A 17,580-nucleotide genomic window follows, 5' to 3' on the forward strand; every position below is an offset into this window, starting at 1 on the left:
TCAGGCACCACCAGCGGGAATGCGAACGGAAGCCCTGCGGCCAACGGAGCGGGCGATCAGTTACCCCCTGCTGCCGCACCAGGCTCGCAGGGCGCAACGGGGGGACCTACACCGGCTCCACAGCCTCCTGCGAATCCCCCCACTACGCCGCCGGGGGCGGCACCAACACCAGCTGGTTCGTCGACCACTCCTTCGGCCTCGGCAGCGGCGCCGGCTGAGCCTTCGACGACCGGCACGCCGTCTGCACCTGACAGCGATCCGGAATCGAGATGGAGGCACAAGCCCAACCTCATCGGCCTGCTGACCCTGGTCGCCACCGTCGTAGGCATCGTTCTTGCGATCTATTACGGCAACGACTCCTCCGAGTCAGGGCAGTCGCAGGCGAAGAGCGGGGATGTGCAAGCAAGCACGGGCGTGTCAGAAGCAGCACGCCAGCCCAATCTCAAGGTCGCGAGAATCGCCGCTTACATCAAGGAGGGCATCGACGGCAAGGAGGGGCAAGAGGCCCTCACGGATCTGCGGGGCCCGCATCTGGACGTCACGTTTGAGAACCGAGCCCCTGGTCCGTCTCTGATCACCAAAGCTACGTTGCGTGTTCGTGAGGCCGGAGTCCTGCCGGGATGCCATCAGATCGGAGGCGAACTGGCGATCTCCATGAATTACGACTTCCCCCTGCCCGACAAGCTGCCGACGACGCCTTATGAGCAGTCGAAGGACATCAGCTTCACGGTCGAAGACAACAAGCTTGATCGCCTGACCCTCACCATGGGGCCAAAGAACCACGGATGGGAGAACCCGTGGTACGGAGTGGTAGATATCGTCTTTGAGCACGACGGAACCAAGACCACTGTCGGCCCCGTCGCTGTGGTCGACACAGGAGGCGATGCTGAGTTCTACCCCGACGGCGACACGTGGGTCATCAAGAACATCAGCATCCCCACCTGCTTGGACGAGAACGCCGCGCTGGTGGACCGCCTCATGAGCATCCCTGATGTCACCGTCTCGAAGGAATTGAAGACGCTGCGAGACAAGCTCACCTCAATGGGCCACTGATTCCCCTGATAGGGCCTTTGGCAGGCCGCCGACGGGCACGCTTCAGCGCCTGCTGCCGCAGGGAGCGAGCAAGCTGGTGACCTCGGCGATCGCCTCGGCCGAGGGGTGGAAGTAGCGCCGTAGGATCTCCGGCTTCTTGTGCCGGGACTTGGCCATGAGCATCGGCAAGCTGGCCCCGGCCTCGCCAAGATGGGTAAGGCCGGAATGCCGGTACTCGTGCAGGTCCCAGCCCGTACCCGGTACCCCGCCGATGGCCGTGTGGGTGTCGAGCAGGGCGCGGGCCTGCCCGTACGACAGTCGTACGAGACCCGTGTCCGGGCAGACGTCGCGCGGGCTGACGACCTTCCCCGGCCCCGGTCGGCGGTGGGTGACGAACGCCGGGCCGCGCGTACGGCCCTTGATCAGCCGGGGCAACAGGCGCGCGGTTCCAGCGTCCCAGTACACGCTCTCCAGCACGAACTCCTCGCGCGGGGCGCCCCGGCGCCGCGTTCGCGGCTGGGCGCCCTTCGCCTTCACCGGCGCCCGGCCAGGTCCAGCTCCTCGATGTTGACGCCGAGGATCTCCTCCGACCGAGCGACCGTCTCGTACAGCATCCGCCACAGCGTCTTCTCTCGCAGATGGACGTCGCGACGGCCGATCAATCGGTCGATGGCCATCTTCGAGCGGGCCGGGGTCTGCGAGTCCGGCGGGGGCATCCGCTTCACCCAGGCCGGCACCGCCGGGCCGTCGTACCCGCGCTCGGCACACCAGCCCAGCCACGACAGCACCGCCGCCCGGCGCGCGTTCCACGTGTTGATCGCCGCCTCACCCCACATCTGTTCGAGAGCGCCGCCGACTTCGTCGTCCGCCACGGTGGCAAGCGGTCGGGCCTCCCCGAGACGTTCCGCGGTCTTGCCGACCCCGACGCCGTACGACCGGAGAGTGTTCGGGTTGTCGAGCGAGTCGAGGAACACGTCGGCCGCCGCGCGGACGGTCAACGCCTTCCCGGCGGGCAGTCGTACGACGGCGGGCACCGCTTCCCCCTTGCCACAGATAACAGGGTCGCTTCACGCACGGCCCGGAGAACGTCGCCGCAGGTCGCGATCAGCTACGCCGCAGATAATAGGGCGTTATCTGTGGGATGACTTCAGACGGGTCCGGTCGGCCGACGCTCCGTCAGCCGCCCACCACGGCCGACGAGGGCTTAGCGCCAGTTTTCGTTCCGATGTTCCTCAACCCCCGGGTCCCGGTCGGGTGACCCGGGCTGCGGACCTCGTGGTCCGGTGCCCGGGCCGCCCTGAGCGGCGGCTCTGTGGCGTGCCCGGGGGACCGGGCACGGGGGCGCTCTCCCGTCACACCCCCGTCGGCACGTCCAGAGCCCGGTCCGAGGCGAGGATCGCCTGGTGCAGATCGCGCAGCGGCTGCGAGGGCTCCAGCCCCAGGTCGGCGCGGAGCACCGCCCGCGCCGAGCGGTACACCTGCAGCGCCTCGGCACGCCGCTCCGACCGGTAGAGCACCAGCATCAGCTGCCGGTAGAAGGTCTCCCGCAGCGGGTGCCTGGAGATCAGCGAGGTCAGCAGGTTGACCATCTCCCGGTGCCGGCCGACCGCGATGCACGCCTCGACCATCAGCTCCAGGCACTCCAGACGTTCCTGCTCGATCCAGGTCGCCATGGCGGACACCGCAGGGCCCTCGCCCAGCCCCTCGATCAACGGCCCCCGGCACAGGGACAGCGCGGTCTCGAACGACGCGACCGCGGCCTCGGGCCGGCCGTCGCGCAGCTCTCTGCGGCCCTGCCGGGCGGCTTCCTGGAAGTCGTGCAGATCCAGCGTTCCCCTCCCGAGCCGGAGCAGATAGCCGGGCGCACGGGTGACCAGTTCGCAGTCGCCCAGGGCCTGTTCCCCCCGGCCGGGGCCGAGCACGCCCGCGAGGAACTTCCGTAACTGGGACACGTACACGTGCACCGAGGCGGTGGCACGCCGTGGCGGCATGTCACCCCAGAGTTCCACGGTCAGCTGCTCCTTCGAGACCAGTCTGTCCGCGTTGATCAGCAGTGCGGTGAGCAGTACCTGCACTTTCGGAGCCGTGGGGGAGTGGGGCCCTCTCGATCCTGTGACCTGCAGTGGGCCGAGCACCTCAAAGCGCATGGACACCTCCGTCTCTCGGCTGAGCCGTTCCGCCCGGTGATCCGGGATCACACGTGCAGGCGCCACTCTTTTCCGGCGGCCACGCGCGGCACATCGTCAAAACTGCCTACACCCGACCGGATCGGGGCGTTCCGAAACTGGCTTAACCGTCGTTTTAGCAGGGGGGATGATGCTGCGTTTGATCAACAAACGCGGCAGGACTGTAAAGCCCGCCGCGCGTCCGCGACGGCGACGACGCCGCCCGGGCGACGCTCTGGGCACCCCCCATATCGCCCACACCCCCTGGAGACACCAGCACCATGAGCACCGACACCATGGCTGAAGCCCCTCCGGCCTATCCCTCCCCCCGCCCCCTCGGCCGTCCCCTGGAGCCGCCGCCCGCCCTGGGCCGGCTCAGTCACCGCGCCCCCGTCAACCGGGTGACGCTGTACGACGGAAGCTCGGCCTGGCTCGTCACGGGCCTGGCCGAGGCCCGTCAGGCGCTGCGCGACCAGCGGCTGAGTGTCGACTCCCGCAGGCCCGGCTTTCCCTTCCTGTCGGCCGCGCAGACCGAGATCCGCGACACCCCGCCCACCTTCCCGCGCATGGATCCGCCCGACCACACCGTCTACCGGCGGCTGCTGACGCCCGAGTTCACCATCAAGCGCATGGAAGCCCTGCGCGCCACGATCGAGTCCGACGTCGCCGCGATGCTCGACCGGGTCGAGGACTCCGGCCCGCCCGCCGACCTCTCCGGCGCGCTGACCCGGCCGCTGGCCTCGCTGGTCGTCTGCCGGCTCCTGGGCATCCCCTACGCGGACGCGGAGTTCTTCCAGAGCCGCAGCTCCATGATGTCCAACCAGACGGCCCGCCCCGACCAGGTCCGCGCCGCACGCGTGGAACTGCTCACCTACCTCCAGGAGCTGATCACCCGTAAGGCCGAGCGGCCCGAGGACGACCTGCTCAGCCGGCTCGTCGTCCAGGCGGACAGCGCGGGGATGTCCCGCCAGGACGTGGTCGGGACGGCGCTCATCCTGATGTTCGGCGGCCATGAGACCACCGCGCACAGCACCGACCTCGCCCTGCTGGCGCTGATGGAACACCGGGACCAGTGGGACCGGTTGCGGCAGGAACCTGAACTGATCCCGGGCGCCGTCGAGGAACTGCTGCGCCACCAGACCATCCTGGAGACCGGCCTGCCCCGGATCGCCCGGGAGGACCTGACCCTGGGCGACACGGAGATCAAGTCCGGGCAGGGCGTGCTGATCTCCCTGGTGGCGGCCAACCGCGACGGGCGGGCCTTCCTCGACCCCGACCGGCTGGACGTCACCCGCGACGCGCACCGCCACATCGCGTTCGGCTTCGGTGTCCACCAGTGCGTGGGCCAGCCGCTGGCCCGCATCGAGATGCAGACCACGCTCTCCGCGCTGCTGCGCCGGTTCCCCGGCCTGCGCCTGGCCACCCCGGTCGATCAGCTGGAGTTCCGCGGCCAGATGGCCGTGTACGGCCCGACCGCGCTGCCCGTGGCCTGGTGAGCCCGCGCCTCGGCCCTGCCGGTCGCACACGGCGGGACCGAGGCGCGACTGTCACCGGGCGACGAGCCCGGCGCCCGGCCCCGCCGCCCGGCCCCGGCCCCTACGGTCCGCTTCGGCCGGGCCGGCCGGGGAACTCGGTGGCCGGGAACCCTTCGGACCGCCGACATGGCGGAGGAGGTGCCGTTGCCGTGGACGACTGGGAGACCTGGGAGAAGCCCGACGAGGTACGGCTGTCGCCGCGCGAGCAGCTCGTCCTGCTGCGGATCGAGGCCGGCCTCCGCAAGGACCGGCGGTTCGCCCGCCGGATGCGCCGCACACGCCGGGAGGTGTGGCTGCCGGTGGCGGTGCTGCTGCTGACGGTCGCGTCGGTGTTCGTGGCCGTCATGGGCATTCGTACGTCGGACCCCGCGCTGCTGTGGTGCTTCGTGCTGCTGTGGCCGCTGACCCTCCTCCAGGCCTTCCGGCTGCTGTGCCGCGCGTCCCGCACCCGACCCGGCTCCCGGGCCACGCCGTGGCTCTGAACCCCGCCCGGCCGGCCCAGCAGTCACACAGCGTCCAGCAATGAACGCCAGCACCCAGCAGTGAACGCCAGCACCCAGCAGTGAACGAACGGGGGCCGGGCACGCGCCCGGCCCCCGGGGGCAGCACCCCTCAGCTCTCCTTGCCCCGCCCCGACAGCATGTCGCGCATCCGGTCCACCAGACCGGCTCCCGGCGCCAGCAGCTTGTTGGCCGGGGGAGTGTCCGGTGCCGACGGGTGCGGACGGGTGGGGGCCATCTTCTTCGCCCGGCGGACCTTGTCGCCGAGGTCCATCAACGCGTCCGGAGGGCAGGCCGCCTCCATCTGCGGGAAGAGGTTCTGCTCCTCGTCCGCGACATGGGACCGGATCTCGCTCATCAGCTGCGCCATGAGCGAGTCGAAGCGCGGATCGTCCGCCTGGCAGTCCTCCAGGTCCTTCATGATCTGTTCGGCCTTGGAGTGGTCCTCGATCTCCTTGTCGGCCAAGGCGTCCCCGCCCGTCAGATGCTGCCGCACCGCCGGGTACAGGTAGGCCTCCTCCGCGACCGAGTGCCGGACCAGCTCCATCGTGGCCTGGTCGCAGAGGGTCTTGCGTTCCGCGGAGCCGGACGGCAGCGCCTCGATGCGGCCGAAGATCTCCTCGACCTCGCGATGGTCGGTGGTCAGCTCCTGGATGACGTTTCCGCCGTGACCCATGGTCGTTACCTCCTGCGTGAAGCGCGGCGGCCCGTGGACGGCCGGCCGTCGCCGCGCCGAGTGCCCCGGGCGCGGCGCGCTACACGGCCGGCCGCGTCCGTCAGCCCATCGAGTGGCAGGCGGCGGCCGTCCGGCCCGCCTCCGACAGCGCCCACTCCCACCAGTGGTCCAGGCTCCGCAGAGTCAGCGCGTCCGCCGCCACCAACGCCGGCCAGTCCAGGGCGCGGGCCTGCGCGCTGACCTTGGCGCCGCCCGCGACCGGGTCGACGGCGATCACCGGGGTGCCGGTGCGCAGCGCCAGCACCAGGCCGTGCAGCCGGGTGGTGACGACCAGGTCGAAGCGGGCGACCAGGGCGAGGAACTGCTCGGCGGTGGCGCACAGCCGCCAGTCGTCGGTGGCCAGCCGGGTGTCGGCCGGCACGCGCACACAGTCCTTGCCGGCCAGCCAGCCGGTGATCCGCTCGCTCACCTCCGTATGGCGCCGGCGCTCCCCGTACTCGCCCTGGCCGTGCGCGAGCACCACCCCGGCCACCGGCGGCAGCGGTCCCGCCGGCGCACCCGCCGCCAGATCCCGCCGGGCCGGGGCGCCGGTGCCGTCGCGGGCGACGATCGTGTGGAAGCCGGTGGCCGCGGGGTCCGCCGCGTCGACCACCGAGACCCCGGCCGCGAGTCGTCTGCAGAACCTGAACCTGTCATGCAGCGCGGCCACTTGGGGCCCGTGCACCGGACCGCACACGAAGAGCAGCGTGTCGTACGCCCGCGGTTCGGCCGTCTCCAGGGACAGCTCGCCGGGCCGGAAACCGGGGCTCCACGCCGTGTCGTGCCGGATGCCGGCCCTGGTCAGCGCGGCCGACATGTGGGCCTGCGCGAGCAGGTCCCCGGCCGTCGCCTCCCCGTCCCGGAAGCTGAACCAGCCGGTGAGCAGTAACCGCTGCGGGGGCCGGCCGGACCCGCGCAGCGCACGCAGCACGGTGTCCGCGACCTCGTCGTGCATGAGCCTCTCCACCGTGGTAATCGGGGCGCAGGAGTCGCGCGAGTACCCCTGATTCCGGACAATAAGGATCCAACGTATGAAACCAACTGGCAGGGGAACTCGGCTGCCAGTGCCGTCCAGCCAGCGGCGGCAGACCCAGGGCGGTCCTCCGGATCAGCGGGGACCCGAGCCCTGTCCTCTCCCTCTCCCACGGGCCGACGACGTCGGGCCCGGCGACGCGACACGCGCCGAATACCCGCACACCGCCTCCGACCTGCGGAGAAAGGCGTTCGGGGCCGCGGACGGACGCGGACGACGTGGACGAAGGACGACGAAGGAACAGCCCCATGACTGGTGACACACCGTTCTCCTGGCGGCGCGCCCTCGTGACCGGCGGCGCCGGCTTCCTCGGCTCCCACCTGTGCGAGCGGCTGCTGGATTCAGGCGTCGAAGTCGACTGCGCCGACAACCTGGTCTGCGGACGCCGCGAGAACATCGCCCACCTCCAGGACCGGCCCGGTTTCCGCTACGTCCACTGCGACGTCTCCGCACCCGAGTGCGCCGAACGGCTGCCGGGCCCGTACGACCTGGTCCTGCACTTCGCCTGCCCGGCCTCGCCCGCCGACTACCTGCGGATGCCCCTGGAGACCCTGGACGTGGGCAGCCTCGGCACCCGCAACGCCCTGGCCATCACCGAGCGCGACGGCGCCCGCCTGCTGCTCGCCTCCACCTCGGAGGTGTACGGCGATCCGCTGGTGCACCCGCAGCACGAGGGCTACTGGGGCAACGTGAACCCGGTCGGGCCGCGCAGCGTGTACGACGAGTCCAAGCGGTTCGCCGAGGCCCTGGTGACCGCCCACGCCGGCACCCACGGCACGAACGCCGGCATAGTGCGGCTGTTCAACACCTACGGCCCCCGGATGCGGGCCCACGACGGCCGCGCGGTGCCCACCTTCATCTGCCAGGCGCTCGCCGGCGAGCCGCTCACGGTGACCGGCGACGGCAGCCAGACCCGCTCGCTGTGCTACGTGGACGACACCGTCGACGGCATCCTGCGGGTGGCCGAGAGCAGGTCCGTACGGCCGGTGAACATCGGCGGCAGCGACGAGATCACCATGGCGGACCTGGCCCGCCGGATCGTCGCCCTGACCGGGTCCCGGTCCCCGATCGCGTTCATCGACCGGCCCGTCGACGACCCCGGCCGCCGCCGCCCCGACACCACCCTCGCGCGCGAGCTGCTCGGCTGGTCGCCGCAGGTGCCGTGGGAGGAGGGCCTGAAGCAGACGATCGCCTACTTCGCCGCCCTGCCCCCGGAACCGGCCCCGTCCGCGGAGGAACCCCCTCGGTCCTGACCCGCCCCCTCGCCCTTCCCCCGGCCCTGGAGACAGCGCATGCACGTCCTCGGAATCAACGCACTCTTCCACGACCCCGCCGCCGCCCTGATCACCGACGGCCGGATCGTGGCGGCGGCGGAGGAGGAGCGTTTCTCCCGCCGCAAGCACGGCAAACGGCCCGTTCCGTTCTCCGCCTGGGAGCTGCCCGAGCAGTCCGCCCGCTGGTGTCTGACGCAGGCCGGCCTCACCCCGTCCGACCTGGACGCCGTCGCCTACTCCTACGACCCCGCGCTCGCCCGCCCCGCCGAGGAGATGGGCCTGCACGACCCCTGGGACCACCTGCGCCAGGAGTACGCCCGGCAGGCGCCGGACTTCCTCGCCGAGGCGCTGCCCGGACTCGACCCCGCGAAGGTGAGGTTCGTCCCGCACCACGTGGCGCACGCCGCCTCCGCCGGGCCCGTCTCGCCGTACCCGGACTGCGCCGTCCTCGTCCTGGACGGCCGCGGCGAGTGCGGCTCCCACCTGGCCGGCCGCTGCACCAACCGCGAACTGACCGTCCTCGGCACCCAGCGGCTGCCGGACTCCCTCGGTCTGTTCTACGAGGACCTCACCCACCACCTGGGATTCCTGCGCAGCAGCGACGAGTTCAAGGTGATGGCACTCGCCTCCTACGGCACCCCGCGCTTCGCCGGCCGGCTGCGGGAGTACGTCCACGCCGACGACGAGGGCGGTTTCCGGGCCCGCCCGGTGCCCTGGGCCGACCTCGTCCCGCCCCGCCCGGCCGGCGGCGCCTTCAGCCGGGACCACGCCGACCTCGCCGCCAGCGCCCAGCTGTGCCTGGAGGAGACGATGCTCGCCCTCGCCCGCCGGCTGCACGAGGCGACCGGCGAGGACGCGCTCACCATGGCCGGCGGTGTCGCCCTGAACTGTGTGGCCAACACCCGGCTGTGGCGCGAGAGCGGCTTCACGCACGTGTGGGTGCAGCCCGCCGCCGGAGACGCCGGTACGGCCCTCGGCGCGGCCGCACACGTGGCCGGGCAGAAGGACACCCTGGAGCCGATGCCGACGGCCGCTCTCGGCCGCGGCTGGAGCGACTCCGAGCTGCGGGCGTGGCTGGAGCGGGCGGCCGTACCGTACGAGGAGCCCGCCGACATCGCCGAGACCGCCGCGGAGGCGCTGGCCGCCGACGGGATCGTGGCCTGGTTCCAGGGCCGCAGCGAGTACGGGCCCCGAGCGCTCGGGCACCGTTCGCTGCTCGCCCACCCCGGCAAGGCGGAGAACCTGGAACGGCTCAACGCCGTCAAGGGCCGCGAGGAGTTCCGGCCGGTGGCGCCCATGGTGCTCGCCGAGCGCGCGGCCGAGATCTTCGACGGGCCGCTGCCCAGCCCGCACATGCTGTTCGTGCACGACGTGGCCGCCGACTGGAAGGCCCGCATCCCGGCCGTCGTACACGTCGACGGCACGGCCCGCATCCAGACCGTGGACCGTGACCGGGAGCCCCTGGTGGCCCGGATGATCGAGGGTTTCGAACGGCGCACCGGGCTGCCGGTGGTGGTCAACACCAGCCTCAACACCGCCGGGCGGCCCATGGTCGACGATCCCCGGGACGCCCTGGAGTGCTTCGGCTCGGCCCCTGTGGACCTGCTGGTGCTCGGCCCGTTCGCGATCCGCCGTGGGAAGGCGTTCGCATGAGCGACGCGCCCGCCTACACCGTCGTCGTCCCGACGATCGGCCGCCCCTGCCTCGCCGAGTGCCTGCGCGCGCTCGCCGCGGCCGACGGCCATCCGCCGCACGAGGTGGTCGTCGTGGACGACCGGCCCGCGCCCGACGGCGACCTGCCGCTGGAGCCGGCCGGGCAGCTGCTCGACCGGGTCCGCACCCTGCGCACCGGCGGCCGGGGTCCGGCCGCCGCCCGCAACGCCGGCTGGCGGACCGTCCGCACTCCGTGGACGGTGTTCCTGGACGACGACGTCCAGGTCCTGCCGGACTGGTCCCGGCGGCTCGCCCACGACCTGCGGGACGCCGGGCCCGACGTCGGCGGAGTCCAGGGGCAGCTGCGTGTCCCCCTGCCCCTGGACCGCCGGCCCACCGACTGGGAACGCACCACCAAGGGCCTGGAGAACGCCGCCTGGGCCACCGCCGACATGGCCTACCGCACCGAGGCGCTCAAACGGACCGGCGGCTTCGACGAACGCTTCCCGCGCGCCTTCCGCGAGGACGCCGACCTCGCGCTGCGCGTGCGGCGGGCCGGCTGGTCACTGACCCGGGGGACACGGGTCACCCGGCACCCGGTCCGCCCGGCCCACTGGTGGGCCTCGCTGCCCGTGCAGCGGGGCAACGCCGACGACGCGCTGATGAACCGGCTGCACGGCCGCGACTGGTGGGACCGCGCCCAGGCACCCCGCGGCCGTCTGCCCCGGCACCTGGCGGTCACCGGCGCCGCCCTCGCCGCCGCCGGCTGCGCCCTCGCCGGACGGCGCCGGGCCGCGACCGCCTGCGCCGCCCTGTGGACCCTCGGCACCGCCGAGTTCGCCCTCGCCCGGATCCTGCCCGGGCCGCGCACCGCCCGCGAGATCGCCGGGATGCTCGGCACCAGCGTGCTCATCCCGCCGCTCGCCGTCCGGCACTGGCTGCGCGGAGTCGTCCGCCACCGGCACGCCGAACCCCTGGGAGGTGCCGAGTGAGCAGGCTGTCCGCCGTCCTCTTCGACCGCGACGGCACCCTCGTGGCCGACGTGCCGTACAACGGCGACCCCGACCGGGTCCGGCTGCTGCCGGGCGCCGCCGCGGCCGTCGCGCTGGCCCGCGCCCACGGCCTGGCCACCGGCGTCGTCAGCAACCAGTCCGGCATCGGCCGCGGGCTGCTCACCACCGACCAGGTGCACCGCGTCAACGAGCGCGCCGACGAACTGCTCGGCGGCCTGGACGCCTGGCTCTTCTGCCCGCACGCCCCCGACGCCGGCTGCGCCTGCCGCAAACCCCGCCCCGGCCTGATCCACATGGCCGCCGCCCGGCTCGGCGTAGCGCCGGCCGAGTGCCTGGTGATCGGCGACATCGCCGCCGACGTACTGGCCGCCCGCGCGGCCGGCGCCCGAGGCGTCCTCGTCCCCAACGCGGCCACCGCACCCGAGGAGATCCAGCGCTTCGCCACGGAATCGGCCCCCGACCCCCTCACCGCGGTCCGCGCGGCCCTCATCGAGGCGGGCTTCCGGGCGGGCAGGCGAGCACCGGCACGGGACACGGCGGCCTCCGACCGGACGCGGTCGTCGGCACCGGACGCCGAAGCCGCCGGCGGGCGGCGGCCGTCGGTGCCGGAAGCGGCGGTTCCGGACCGTGCGCGACCGTCTCCGCACGCTGCCGCACCGCTCCCTGACCGTGCGCGACCGTCTCCGCACCCTGCCGCACCGCTCCCTGACGGACGGCGCCGGCCTCCGTGCGGAGCCACGGTCCCCGAACGGACCCCGTCGGCGTCGGCGTTGCCCGGTGCCACCGGTTCCACGGGGAGGTGGAGGGAATGAGATCGCTCGTGGTGCGGCTCGACAGTTTCGGCGACGTGCTGCTGGCCGGCCCCGCCGTGCGTGCCGTGGCCGCCCGTTCCTCCCATGTCACGGTGCTGTGCGGCCCCCGGGGCGCGGAGGCCGCGCGGTTGCTGCCCGGGGTGGACGAGGTGCTGGTGTGGGAGGCGCCCTGGGAGGGGTTCGATCCGCCCCCGGTGGTTCCGGCGGACGTCGACGCGCTGGTCGGGCGGCTGCGGGCCGGAGCCTACGACACCGCGCTCGTCCTCACCTCCTTCCACCAGAGCCCGTTGCCCACCGCGCTGCTGCTCCGGCTCGCCGGGGTCCGCAGGATCGGCGCCGACAGCGTCGACCACCCCGGCCGGCTCCTCGACGTACGCCACCGGCGGCTGGAGGGGCGGCACGAGGCCGAGGCGGCGCTGGACACCGCCGCCGCCATGGGCTTCCCGCCGCCACCGGGCGACGACGGGCGGCTGCGCGTGCTGCCGCCCCCGGACACCAGCGGCCTCACCGGCCACGGCCCCTACGTCGTCCTGCACCCCGGCGCCAGCGCCCCCGCCCGCGCCTGGAGCCCGCACCGCTGCGCCGAGGCGGTCGCGCTGCTCACCGACGCCGGGCACCGGGTCGTCGTCACCGGCGGCCCCGGCGAGACCGACCTCACCCGGCAGGTCAGCGGCGACCTGGCCGTGGACCTCGGCGGCCGGACCTCCCCCCGCACCCTCGCCGGGGTGCTGCGCATGGCCGACGTCGTGATCAGCGCCAACACCGGCCCCGCCCACCTCGCCGCCGCCGTCGGCACCCCGGTCGTCTCGCTCTTCGCTCCCGTCGTACCGGCCGAGCGCTGGGCACCCTACGGCGTCCCCGTCATCCTGCTCGGCGACCAGTCGGCGCCGTGCGCGGACACCCGGGCCCTCACCTGCCCGGTGCCCGGCCACCCCTGCCTGGACGAGGTCACCGGACAGGACGTGGTGCGCGCGGTCCACAAGCTCATCCAGGAGCGGCAGTCATGAACATCCTCGTCTGGCACGTGCACGGATCCTGGCTCACCGCCTTCGTGCAGGGCCCGCACACCTACCTGGTCCCGGTCACCGAGGACCGCGGACCCGACGGCCTCGGCCGGGCCGTGACCTGGGACTGGCCACCGTCGGCCGAGGAACGGACGCCCAGGCAGCTGTGGGACTCCGACATCGACCTGATGGTGCTGCAGCGCCCGCACGAACTCGACCTGGCCCTGCGCTGGACCGGCCGCCGCCCCGGCGTGGACGTGCCCGCCGTGTACGTCGAGCACAACAGCCCCGACGAGTCGCCCGAACGGCAACTCCACCCGCTGGCCGGACAGTCGGCCATCCCCCTCGTCCACGTCACCCACTTCAACCGGCTGATGTGGGACAACGGCCAGGCCCCGACCGAGGTCGTCGAGCACGGCATCATCGACCCCGGCCCGCTGTGGACCGGCACCGAGCGGCGCGCGGCCGTCGTGGTCAACGAGCCCGTGCGAAGGGGCCGTACCACCGGCACCGACCTGCTGCCCCGGTTCTCCCGGTCCGCGCCCCTCGACGTCTTCGGGATGCGCACCGAGGGCCTCGCCGAACACCTCGGTCTGCCGCCCGAACGCTGTCGCGCCCGGGACCTGCCGCAGCACGAACTGCACCGGGAGATGGCCCGCTGCCGGGTCTATCTGCACCCCGTGCGCTGGACCTCGCTCGGCCTGTCCCTGCTGGAAGCCATGTTCCTGGGCATGCCCGTGGTCGCCCTGGACACCACGGAGGTCCGCGAGGCGATACCCGACGGCGCCGGCGTGGTCTCGAACCGCCTCGACGTCCTGGAGGACGCCGTACGGACCTTCCTCGCCGAACCCGAGCAGGCCCGCCGCACCGGCGCGGCCGCCCGGGCAGCGGTCCAGGCCCGCTACGGAGAGCGGCGCTTCCTGGACGACTGGGAGCGCCTGATCAAGGAGGTCACCCGATGAGCCGCATTCCGCACACGGCCGGGCGCGTCGCCATGGTCTCCGAGCACGCCAGCCCGCTGGCCGCGCTCGGCGGACCGGACGCGGGCGGCCAGAACGTGTACGTGGCGCAGGTCGCCCGGCAGCTCGCCAGAAAGGGATACCGCGTCACGGTGTACACCCGGCGGGACTCGGCGGGCCTGCCGGACCGGGTGACCCTCATCGACGGCGTCCAGGTGGTGCACGTCCCCGCCGGGCCGCCCGCACCCGTCCCCAAGGACGAACTCCTGCCCCACATGACCGAGTTCGGGCACTTCCTGGCCCGGCAGTGGCAGCAGAGCCCGCCCGACGTGGTGCACGCCCACTTCTGGATGTCCGGCCTCGCCGCCCTCGCCGGCGCCCGCGACCTGGGCATCCCCGTCGTGCAGACCTACCACGCGCTCGGCACGGTGAAGAAGCGCTACCAGGGCGCCGCCGACACCAGCCCCCCGCAGCGCCTCGCCGTCGAGGAGGCCATCGGCCACGAGTGCGCCCGGATCATCGCCACCTGCAGCGACGAGGTGGCCGAACTGAAGGCCATGGGCCTGCCCGAGGACCGGATCAGCGTCGTACCCTGCGGTGTCGACCCCGACCAGTTCACACCGGTCGGCCGCCCCCGGCCGTCCGGCGCCCGCAGGCGGCTGCTGGCCGTCGGCCGGCTCGTACCCCGCAAGGGCTTCGACCGCGCCATCCGCGCCCTGGCCGGCGTCCCCGACGCCGAACTCCTCATCGCCGGCGGCCCCGAGGCCGACCTGCTCGGCAGCGACCCCGAGGCCGCACGCCTCTACGGCATCGCCGGCGAGTACGGCGTCCTGGACCGGGTCACCCTGCTCGGCGGGGTCGGCCGCGCCCGGATGCCCCGGCTGATGTCCAGCGCCGACCTGGTGCTGTCGCTGCCCCTGTACGAGCCCTTCGGCATCGTCCCGCTGGAGGCCATGGCCTGCGCCACGCCGGTCGTCGCCACCGCCGTCGGCGGCCAGCTCGACACGGTCGTGGACGGCACCACGGGCGTCCTGGTGCCGGCCGACGACGACTACGACCTCGGCGCGGTCGTCCGCGCCCTGCTCGCCGACCCCGACCGGCTCGCCCGGTACGGAGCCGCCGGCCGCTCCCGGGTGCTCACCCACTACACCTGGGACCGGGTGGCCGACGGTGTGGCCGGGGTGTACGGCGCCGTGTCCTCGATCCGCTCGCTCTCGGGAGTCGTCCGATGAAGACCGTCACCGACACCACGCACTGCGACGACCTGGCCAAGGCGCTGGAGGCGTTCCGCGAGCACGGCCCGCTCATCGAACGCTGGGGCACCGAACTCGCCCGGCGGCTGGGTTCGGGCGCCCGGCTGCTCGTCGCCGGCAACGGCGGCAGCGCCGCCCAGGCACAGCACCTCACCGCCGAACTCGTCGGCCGCTACCGCGACGACCGGCCGCCGTTCTCCGCGGTCGCCCTGCACGCCGACACCTCCTCCACCACCGCGATCGCCAACGACTACGGCGTCCAGGAGGTGTTCGCCCGGCAGACCGCCGCCCACGGCCGCCCCGGAGACGTGCTCCTGCTGCTGTCCACCAGCGGCGCCAGCGCCAACCTGCTCACCGCCGCCGACACCGCGCACCGGCTCGGCCTGACGGTGTGGGCGCTGACCGGGCGCGCCCCCAACCCGCTGCAGCTCGGCGCGGACGACGCGCTGTGCGTCGACGCCCCCGTGGCCGCCACCGTGCAGGAACTGCACCTGGTCGCCGTGCACATGCTCTGCGAGGCCTTCGACCAGGCGGTCGAGCGCGGCGACGCCGGCCGGGGGTCCCCCGGCCACGGCATCGACGGCAAGCCCGCGGCCGACGGCCGGCCGGGTGTCGTGGGCCGGCTCGTCGGCCGCGCCCGCACCGTCGGCCGTACCGCGCCCGGCGCGCCGGTGGCCCCGCGGAAGGGACACGCATGACCGCCTCGCAGACACCCCTGGTCGTCGTGGGCGACGCCCTGCTGGACCACGACCTGTGCGGCCGGGCCGAGCGGCTGGCCCCGGACGCGCCCGTCCCCGTCGTCCACGGCACCCGGCGCAGTTCCCGCCCGGGCGGCGCCGCCCTCGCCGCCTGCCTCGCGGCCGCCGACGGACGCCCCGTCACCCTGGTCACCGCCCTCGGCTCCGACACCGCCAGCGACACCCTGCGGGAGCTGCTGGCCGGCCGGGTCGGCCTGGTCGAGGTGCCGCTGGAGGGCACCCTCAGCAGCAAGACCCGCGTCCTGGCCGGAGACCGGCCGCTGCTCCGCCTCGACGACGGCGAGGGCCGCGCCCGCGAGGCCACCCCGGAAGCGGTGTCCGCGATCGCGGCGGCCGGGGGTGTCCTCGTCGCCGACTACGGCCGTGGCACCGCCGACGTCCTGCGGGACGCCCTGACGCACACGGCGGCCCCCGTCGTCTGGGACCCGCACGTGCGCGGCCGGCCCCCCGTCCCCGGCGTCCGCCTGGCCACCCCCTCGGCCCAGGAGGCCCGCGCCTTCGCCCGGCGACTCGACGGTACCGAGACCGGCGACGCGGCCGGACTGCGCACCGCCGCCCGGGACGCCCGCGCCCTCGTCCGGGCGTGGCAGGCCCAGGCCGTCGCGGTGACCCTCGGTGAGCGCGGCGCCCTGCTCTCCCACGGCGAGACCCCGCTGCTCGTGCCGACCCCGGCCGCCGCCACCGGCGACCCCTGCGGCGCGGGCGACCGGTTCGCCGCTGCCGCCGCCGGCCTGCTCGCCGACGGCGCCCTCACCGAGGCCGCCGTCCAGGCCGCCGTCCACGCCGCCACCCGGTACGTCGCCGAGGGCGGCGCCCGCGCGGTCGCCGTCCCGGACGAGCGGGAGACGGCCGCGGAACCGTCGGCCGACGGCGACACCACCGGGGACGCCGTGCGCACCGCCGCCCGGGTCCGCGCCGCGGGCGGCACCGTCGTCGCCGCGGGCGGCTGCTTCGACCTGCTGCACGCCGGGCACGTCGCCCTGCTCCAGGCCGCCCGCCGGGCCGGCGACTGCCTCATCGTGTGCGTCAACTCCGACGACTCGGTACGCCGCCGCAAGGGCGACGGCCGGCCCCTCGTCCCGGCCGCCGACCGGGTGCGGGTGCTGCGCGCCCTGGAGTGCGTGGACGCCGTCGCCGTGTTCGACGAGGACACCCCCGAACGCATCCTCGGCGACCTCCGCCCGCACATCTGGGCCAAGGGCGGCGACTACGCCCGCACCCGGCTGCCGGAACAGCCCCTGGTGGAGAGCTGGGGCGGCCAGGTCCTGCTGCTGCCCTACCTGGACGGCCGCTCCACCACCGGCCTCGCCCGCCGAGCCGCCCTGGCCCCGGGAGGACGACCCAGGTGACGCCCACACACTCCTCACGGCCCCCGGCCGCCGCACGGCCACCACACCGCGCGGCCCCCGGCCCCCCGACTGCGGCGACCGGCCGCCCCCAGCCCACCCACCGACCGACACGCCCCCACTCCGGCACAGGGCCGCGCTCCGCCCGCACACCGCGGACACGACCGCCGGTCACCGGCACGGCCGGTTCCGGCGTGGGGTTGTGCTCCGTTCGTACGCTGCGGACACGGCCGTCGGCTCCCCGCACACCCGGCTCCCCCGCAGGGCCTCGCTCCGCTCGCATGCCGCGGACACGGCTGCCGGCTGTCGGCACGGCCGGTTCCGGCGTGGGGTTGTGCGCCGTTCGAATGCCGGGGACACAGCCGCCGGCTGTCGGCGCTCCCGGTTCCGGCGTGGGGTTGTGCTCCGTCCGTACGCCGGCGACGCGGCCGTCGGTCACCGGCGTGCCCCGCTCCGGCGCAGGGGCGTGCTCCGCTCGCACGCCCCGGACACGAGCGGCTCACCGTGTCGGGTGCCCGCCTGGTCCGC

Annotated in this window: 15 protein-coding genes and 1 pseudogene; 12 read left to right on the forward strand and 4 right to left on the reverse strand. The window is 73.9% G+C overall.

The window, feature by feature from the left end:
- Window positions 1-414 precede the first annotated feature (414 nt).
- On the forward strand, window positions 415-1,053 hold the full coding sequence (locus ACZ4U1_RS15865; protein ID WP_467903586.1) for a hypothetical protein: 639 nt from the start codon (window positions 415-417) through the stop codon (window positions 1,051-1,053).
- Window positions 1,054-1,095: 42 nt separating this feature from the next.
- Here the strand turns inward: ACZ4U1_RS15865 and ACZ4U1_RS15870 are convergent.
- Window positions 1,096-2,066 (reverse strand): annotated as a pseudogene (locus ACZ4U1_RS15870) (tyrosine-type recombinase/integrase).
- Between the two features lie 318 nt (window positions 2,067-2,384).
- Complete coding sequence (locus ACZ4U1_RS15875; RefSeq protein ID WP_467903587.1) at window positions 2,385-3,107, reverse strand: AfsR/SARP family transcriptional regulator; 723 nt, start codon at window positions 3,105-3,107, stop codon at window positions 2,385-2,387.
- A 371-nt stretch (window positions 3,108-3,478) separates the two neighbouring features.
- Here ACZ4U1_RS15875 and ACZ4U1_RS15880 point away from each other — a divergent pair, with 371 nt between their 5' ends.
- Window positions 3,479-4,693: a cytochrome P450 gene (locus ACZ4U1_RS15880; RefSeq protein WP_467903589.1), complete on the forward strand. Its 1,215-nt coding sequence runs from the start codon at window positions 3,479-3,481 to the stop codon at window positions 4,691-4,693.
- A 188-nt stretch (window positions 4,694-4,881) separates the two neighbouring features.
- Entirely contained in the window at window positions 4,882-5,214 is a 333-nt protein-coding gene (locus ACZ4U1_RS15885) for a DUF3040 domain-containing protein (RefSeq protein ID WP_467903590.1), read from the forward strand.
- A 130-nt stretch (window positions 5,215-5,344) separates the two neighbouring features.
- Here the strand turns inward: ACZ4U1_RS15885 and ACZ4U1_RS15890 are convergent, their stop codons facing one another.
- Entirely contained in the window at window positions 5,345-5,908 is a 564-nt protein-coding gene (locus ACZ4U1_RS15890) for a hemerythrin domain-containing protein (RefSeq protein ID WP_467903591.1), read from the reverse strand.
- 100 nt (window positions 5,909-6,008) lie between these two features.
- Complete coding sequence (locus ACZ4U1_RS15895; protein ID WP_467903594.1) at window positions 6,009-6,902, reverse strand: polysaccharide pyruvyl transferase family protein; 894 nt, start codon at window positions 6,900-6,902, stop codon at window positions 6,009-6,011.
- A 326-nt stretch (window positions 6,903-7,228) separates the two neighbouring features.
- On the opposite strand from ACZ4U1_RS15895, the gene ACZ4U1_RS15900 reads away from it, so the two are divergent.
- From ACZ4U1_RS15900 to ACZ4U1_RS15940, 9 genes are read left to right on the forward strand one after another with little or no spacing between them, the layout of a single operon-like run.
- Window positions 7,229-8,233, forward strand: a complete 1,005-nt coding sequence (locus ACZ4U1_RS15900; protein WP_467903595.1) for an NAD-dependent epimerase/dehydratase family protein — start codon at window positions 7,229-7,231, stop codon at window positions 8,231-8,233.
- Window positions 8,234-8,272: 39 nt separating this feature from the next.
- On the forward strand, window positions 8,273-9,907 hold the full coding sequence (locus ACZ4U1_RS15905; protein WP_467903597.1) for a carbamoyltransferase family protein: 1,635 nt from the start codon (window positions 8,273-8,275) through the stop codon (window positions 9,905-9,907).
- Window positions 9,904-10,899: a glycosyltransferase family 2 protein gene (locus ACZ4U1_RS15910; protein WP_467903599.1), complete on the forward strand. Its 996-nt coding sequence runs from the start codon at window positions 9,904-9,906 to the stop codon at window positions 10,897-10,899. The genes ACZ4U1_RS15905 and ACZ4U1_RS15910 overlap by 4 nt, the downstream gene beginning before the upstream one ends.
- Window positions 10,896-11,732 (forward strand): D-glycero-alpha-D-manno-heptose-1,7-bisphosphate 7-phosphatase, encoded by an 837-nt coding sequence (locus ACZ4U1_RS15915; protein WP_467903601.1) that lies wholly within the window; start codon window positions 10,896-10,898, stop codon window positions 11,730-11,732. Before ACZ4U1_RS15910 ends, ACZ4U1_RS15915 begins: the two co-directional genes overlap by 4 nt.
- On the forward strand, window positions 11,729-12,739 hold the full coding sequence (locus ACZ4U1_RS15920) for a glycosyltransferase family 9 protein (protein WP_467903602.1): 1,011 nt from the start codon (window positions 11,729-11,731) through the stop codon (window positions 12,737-12,739). The genes ACZ4U1_RS15915 and ACZ4U1_RS15920 overlap by 4 nt, the downstream gene beginning before the upstream one ends.
- The gene (locus ACZ4U1_RS15925) at window positions 12,736-13,698 is read left to right on the forward strand and encodes a glycosyltransferase (RefSeq protein WP_467903603.1); all 963 of its coding nucleotides are present in this window, start codon (window positions 12,736-12,738) and stop codon (window positions 13,696-13,698) included. Before ACZ4U1_RS15920 ends, ACZ4U1_RS15925 begins: the two co-directional genes overlap by 4 nt.
- Window positions 13,695-14,927 (forward strand): glycosyltransferase, encoded by a 1,233-nt coding sequence (locus ACZ4U1_RS15930; RefSeq protein ID WP_467903604.1) that lies wholly within the window; start codon window positions 13,695-13,697, stop codon window positions 14,925-14,927. Before ACZ4U1_RS15925 ends, ACZ4U1_RS15930 begins: the two co-directional genes overlap by 4 nt.
- Complete coding sequence (locus ACZ4U1_RS15935; protein WP_467903605.1) at window positions 14,924-15,646, forward strand: D-sedoheptulose-7-phosphate isomerase; 723 nt, start codon at window positions 14,924-14,926, stop codon at window positions 15,644-15,646. Before ACZ4U1_RS15930 ends, ACZ4U1_RS15935 begins: the two co-directional genes overlap by 4 nt.
- The gene (locus ACZ4U1_RS15940) at window positions 15,643-17,055 is read left to right on the forward strand and encodes a PfkB family carbohydrate kinase (protein WP_467903608.1); all 1,413 of its coding nucleotides are present in this window, start codon (window positions 15,643-15,645) and stop codon (window positions 17,053-17,055) included. Before ACZ4U1_RS15935 ends, ACZ4U1_RS15940 begins: the two co-directional genes overlap by 4 nt.
- Window positions 17,056-17,580 lie beyond the last annotated feature (525 nt).

Source organism: Streptomyces sp. NPDC028928 (assembly GCF_055564915.1).

Bases quoted from the DNA above. Each gene is read 5' to 3' on its own strand.
- ACZ4U1_RS15880 (WP_467903589.1), top strand. From the start codon at position 3,479: ATGAGCACCGACACCATGGCTGAAGCCCCTCCGGCCTATCCCTCCCCC.
- ACZ4U1_RS15890 (WP_467903591.1), bottom strand. From the start codon at position 5,908: ATGGGTCACGGCGGAAACGTCATCCAGGAGCTGACCACCGACCATCGC.
- ACZ4U1_RS15895 (WP_467903594.1), bottom strand. From the start codon at position 6,902: ATGCACGACGAGGTCGCGGACACCGTGCTGCGTGCGCTGCGCGGGTCC.
- ACZ4U1_RS15900 (WP_467903595.1), top strand. From the start codon at position 7,229: ATGACTGGTGACACACCGTTCTCCTGGCGGCGCGCCCTCGTGACCGGC.
- ACZ4U1_RS15905 (WP_467903597.1), top strand. From the start codon at position 8,273: ATGCACGTCCTCGGAATCAACGCACTCTTCCACGACCCCGCCGCCGCC.
- ACZ4U1_RS15910 (WP_467903599.1), top strand. From the start codon at position 9,904: ATGAGCGACGCGCCCGCCTACACCGTCGTCGTCCCGACGATCGGCCGC.
- ACZ4U1_RS15920 (WP_467903602.1), top strand. From the start codon at position 11,729: ATGAGATCGCTCGTGGTGCGGCTCGACAGTTTCGGCGACGTGCTGCTG.
- ACZ4U1_RS15925 (WP_467903603.1), top strand. From the start codon at position 12,736: ATGAACATCCTCGTCTGGCACGTGCACGGATCCTGGCTCACCGCCTTC.
- ACZ4U1_RS15930 (WP_467903604.1), top strand. From the start codon at position 13,695: ATGAGCCGCATTCCGCACACGGCCGGGCGCGTCGCCATGGTCTCCGAG.
- ACZ4U1_RS15935 (WP_467903605.1), top strand. From the start codon at position 14,924: ATGAAGACCGTCACCGACACCACGCACTGCGACGACCTGGCCAAGGCG.
- ACZ4U1_RS15940 (WP_467903608.1), top strand. From the start codon at position 15,643: ATGACCGCCTCGCAGACACCCCTGGTCGTCGTGGGCGACGCCCTGCTG.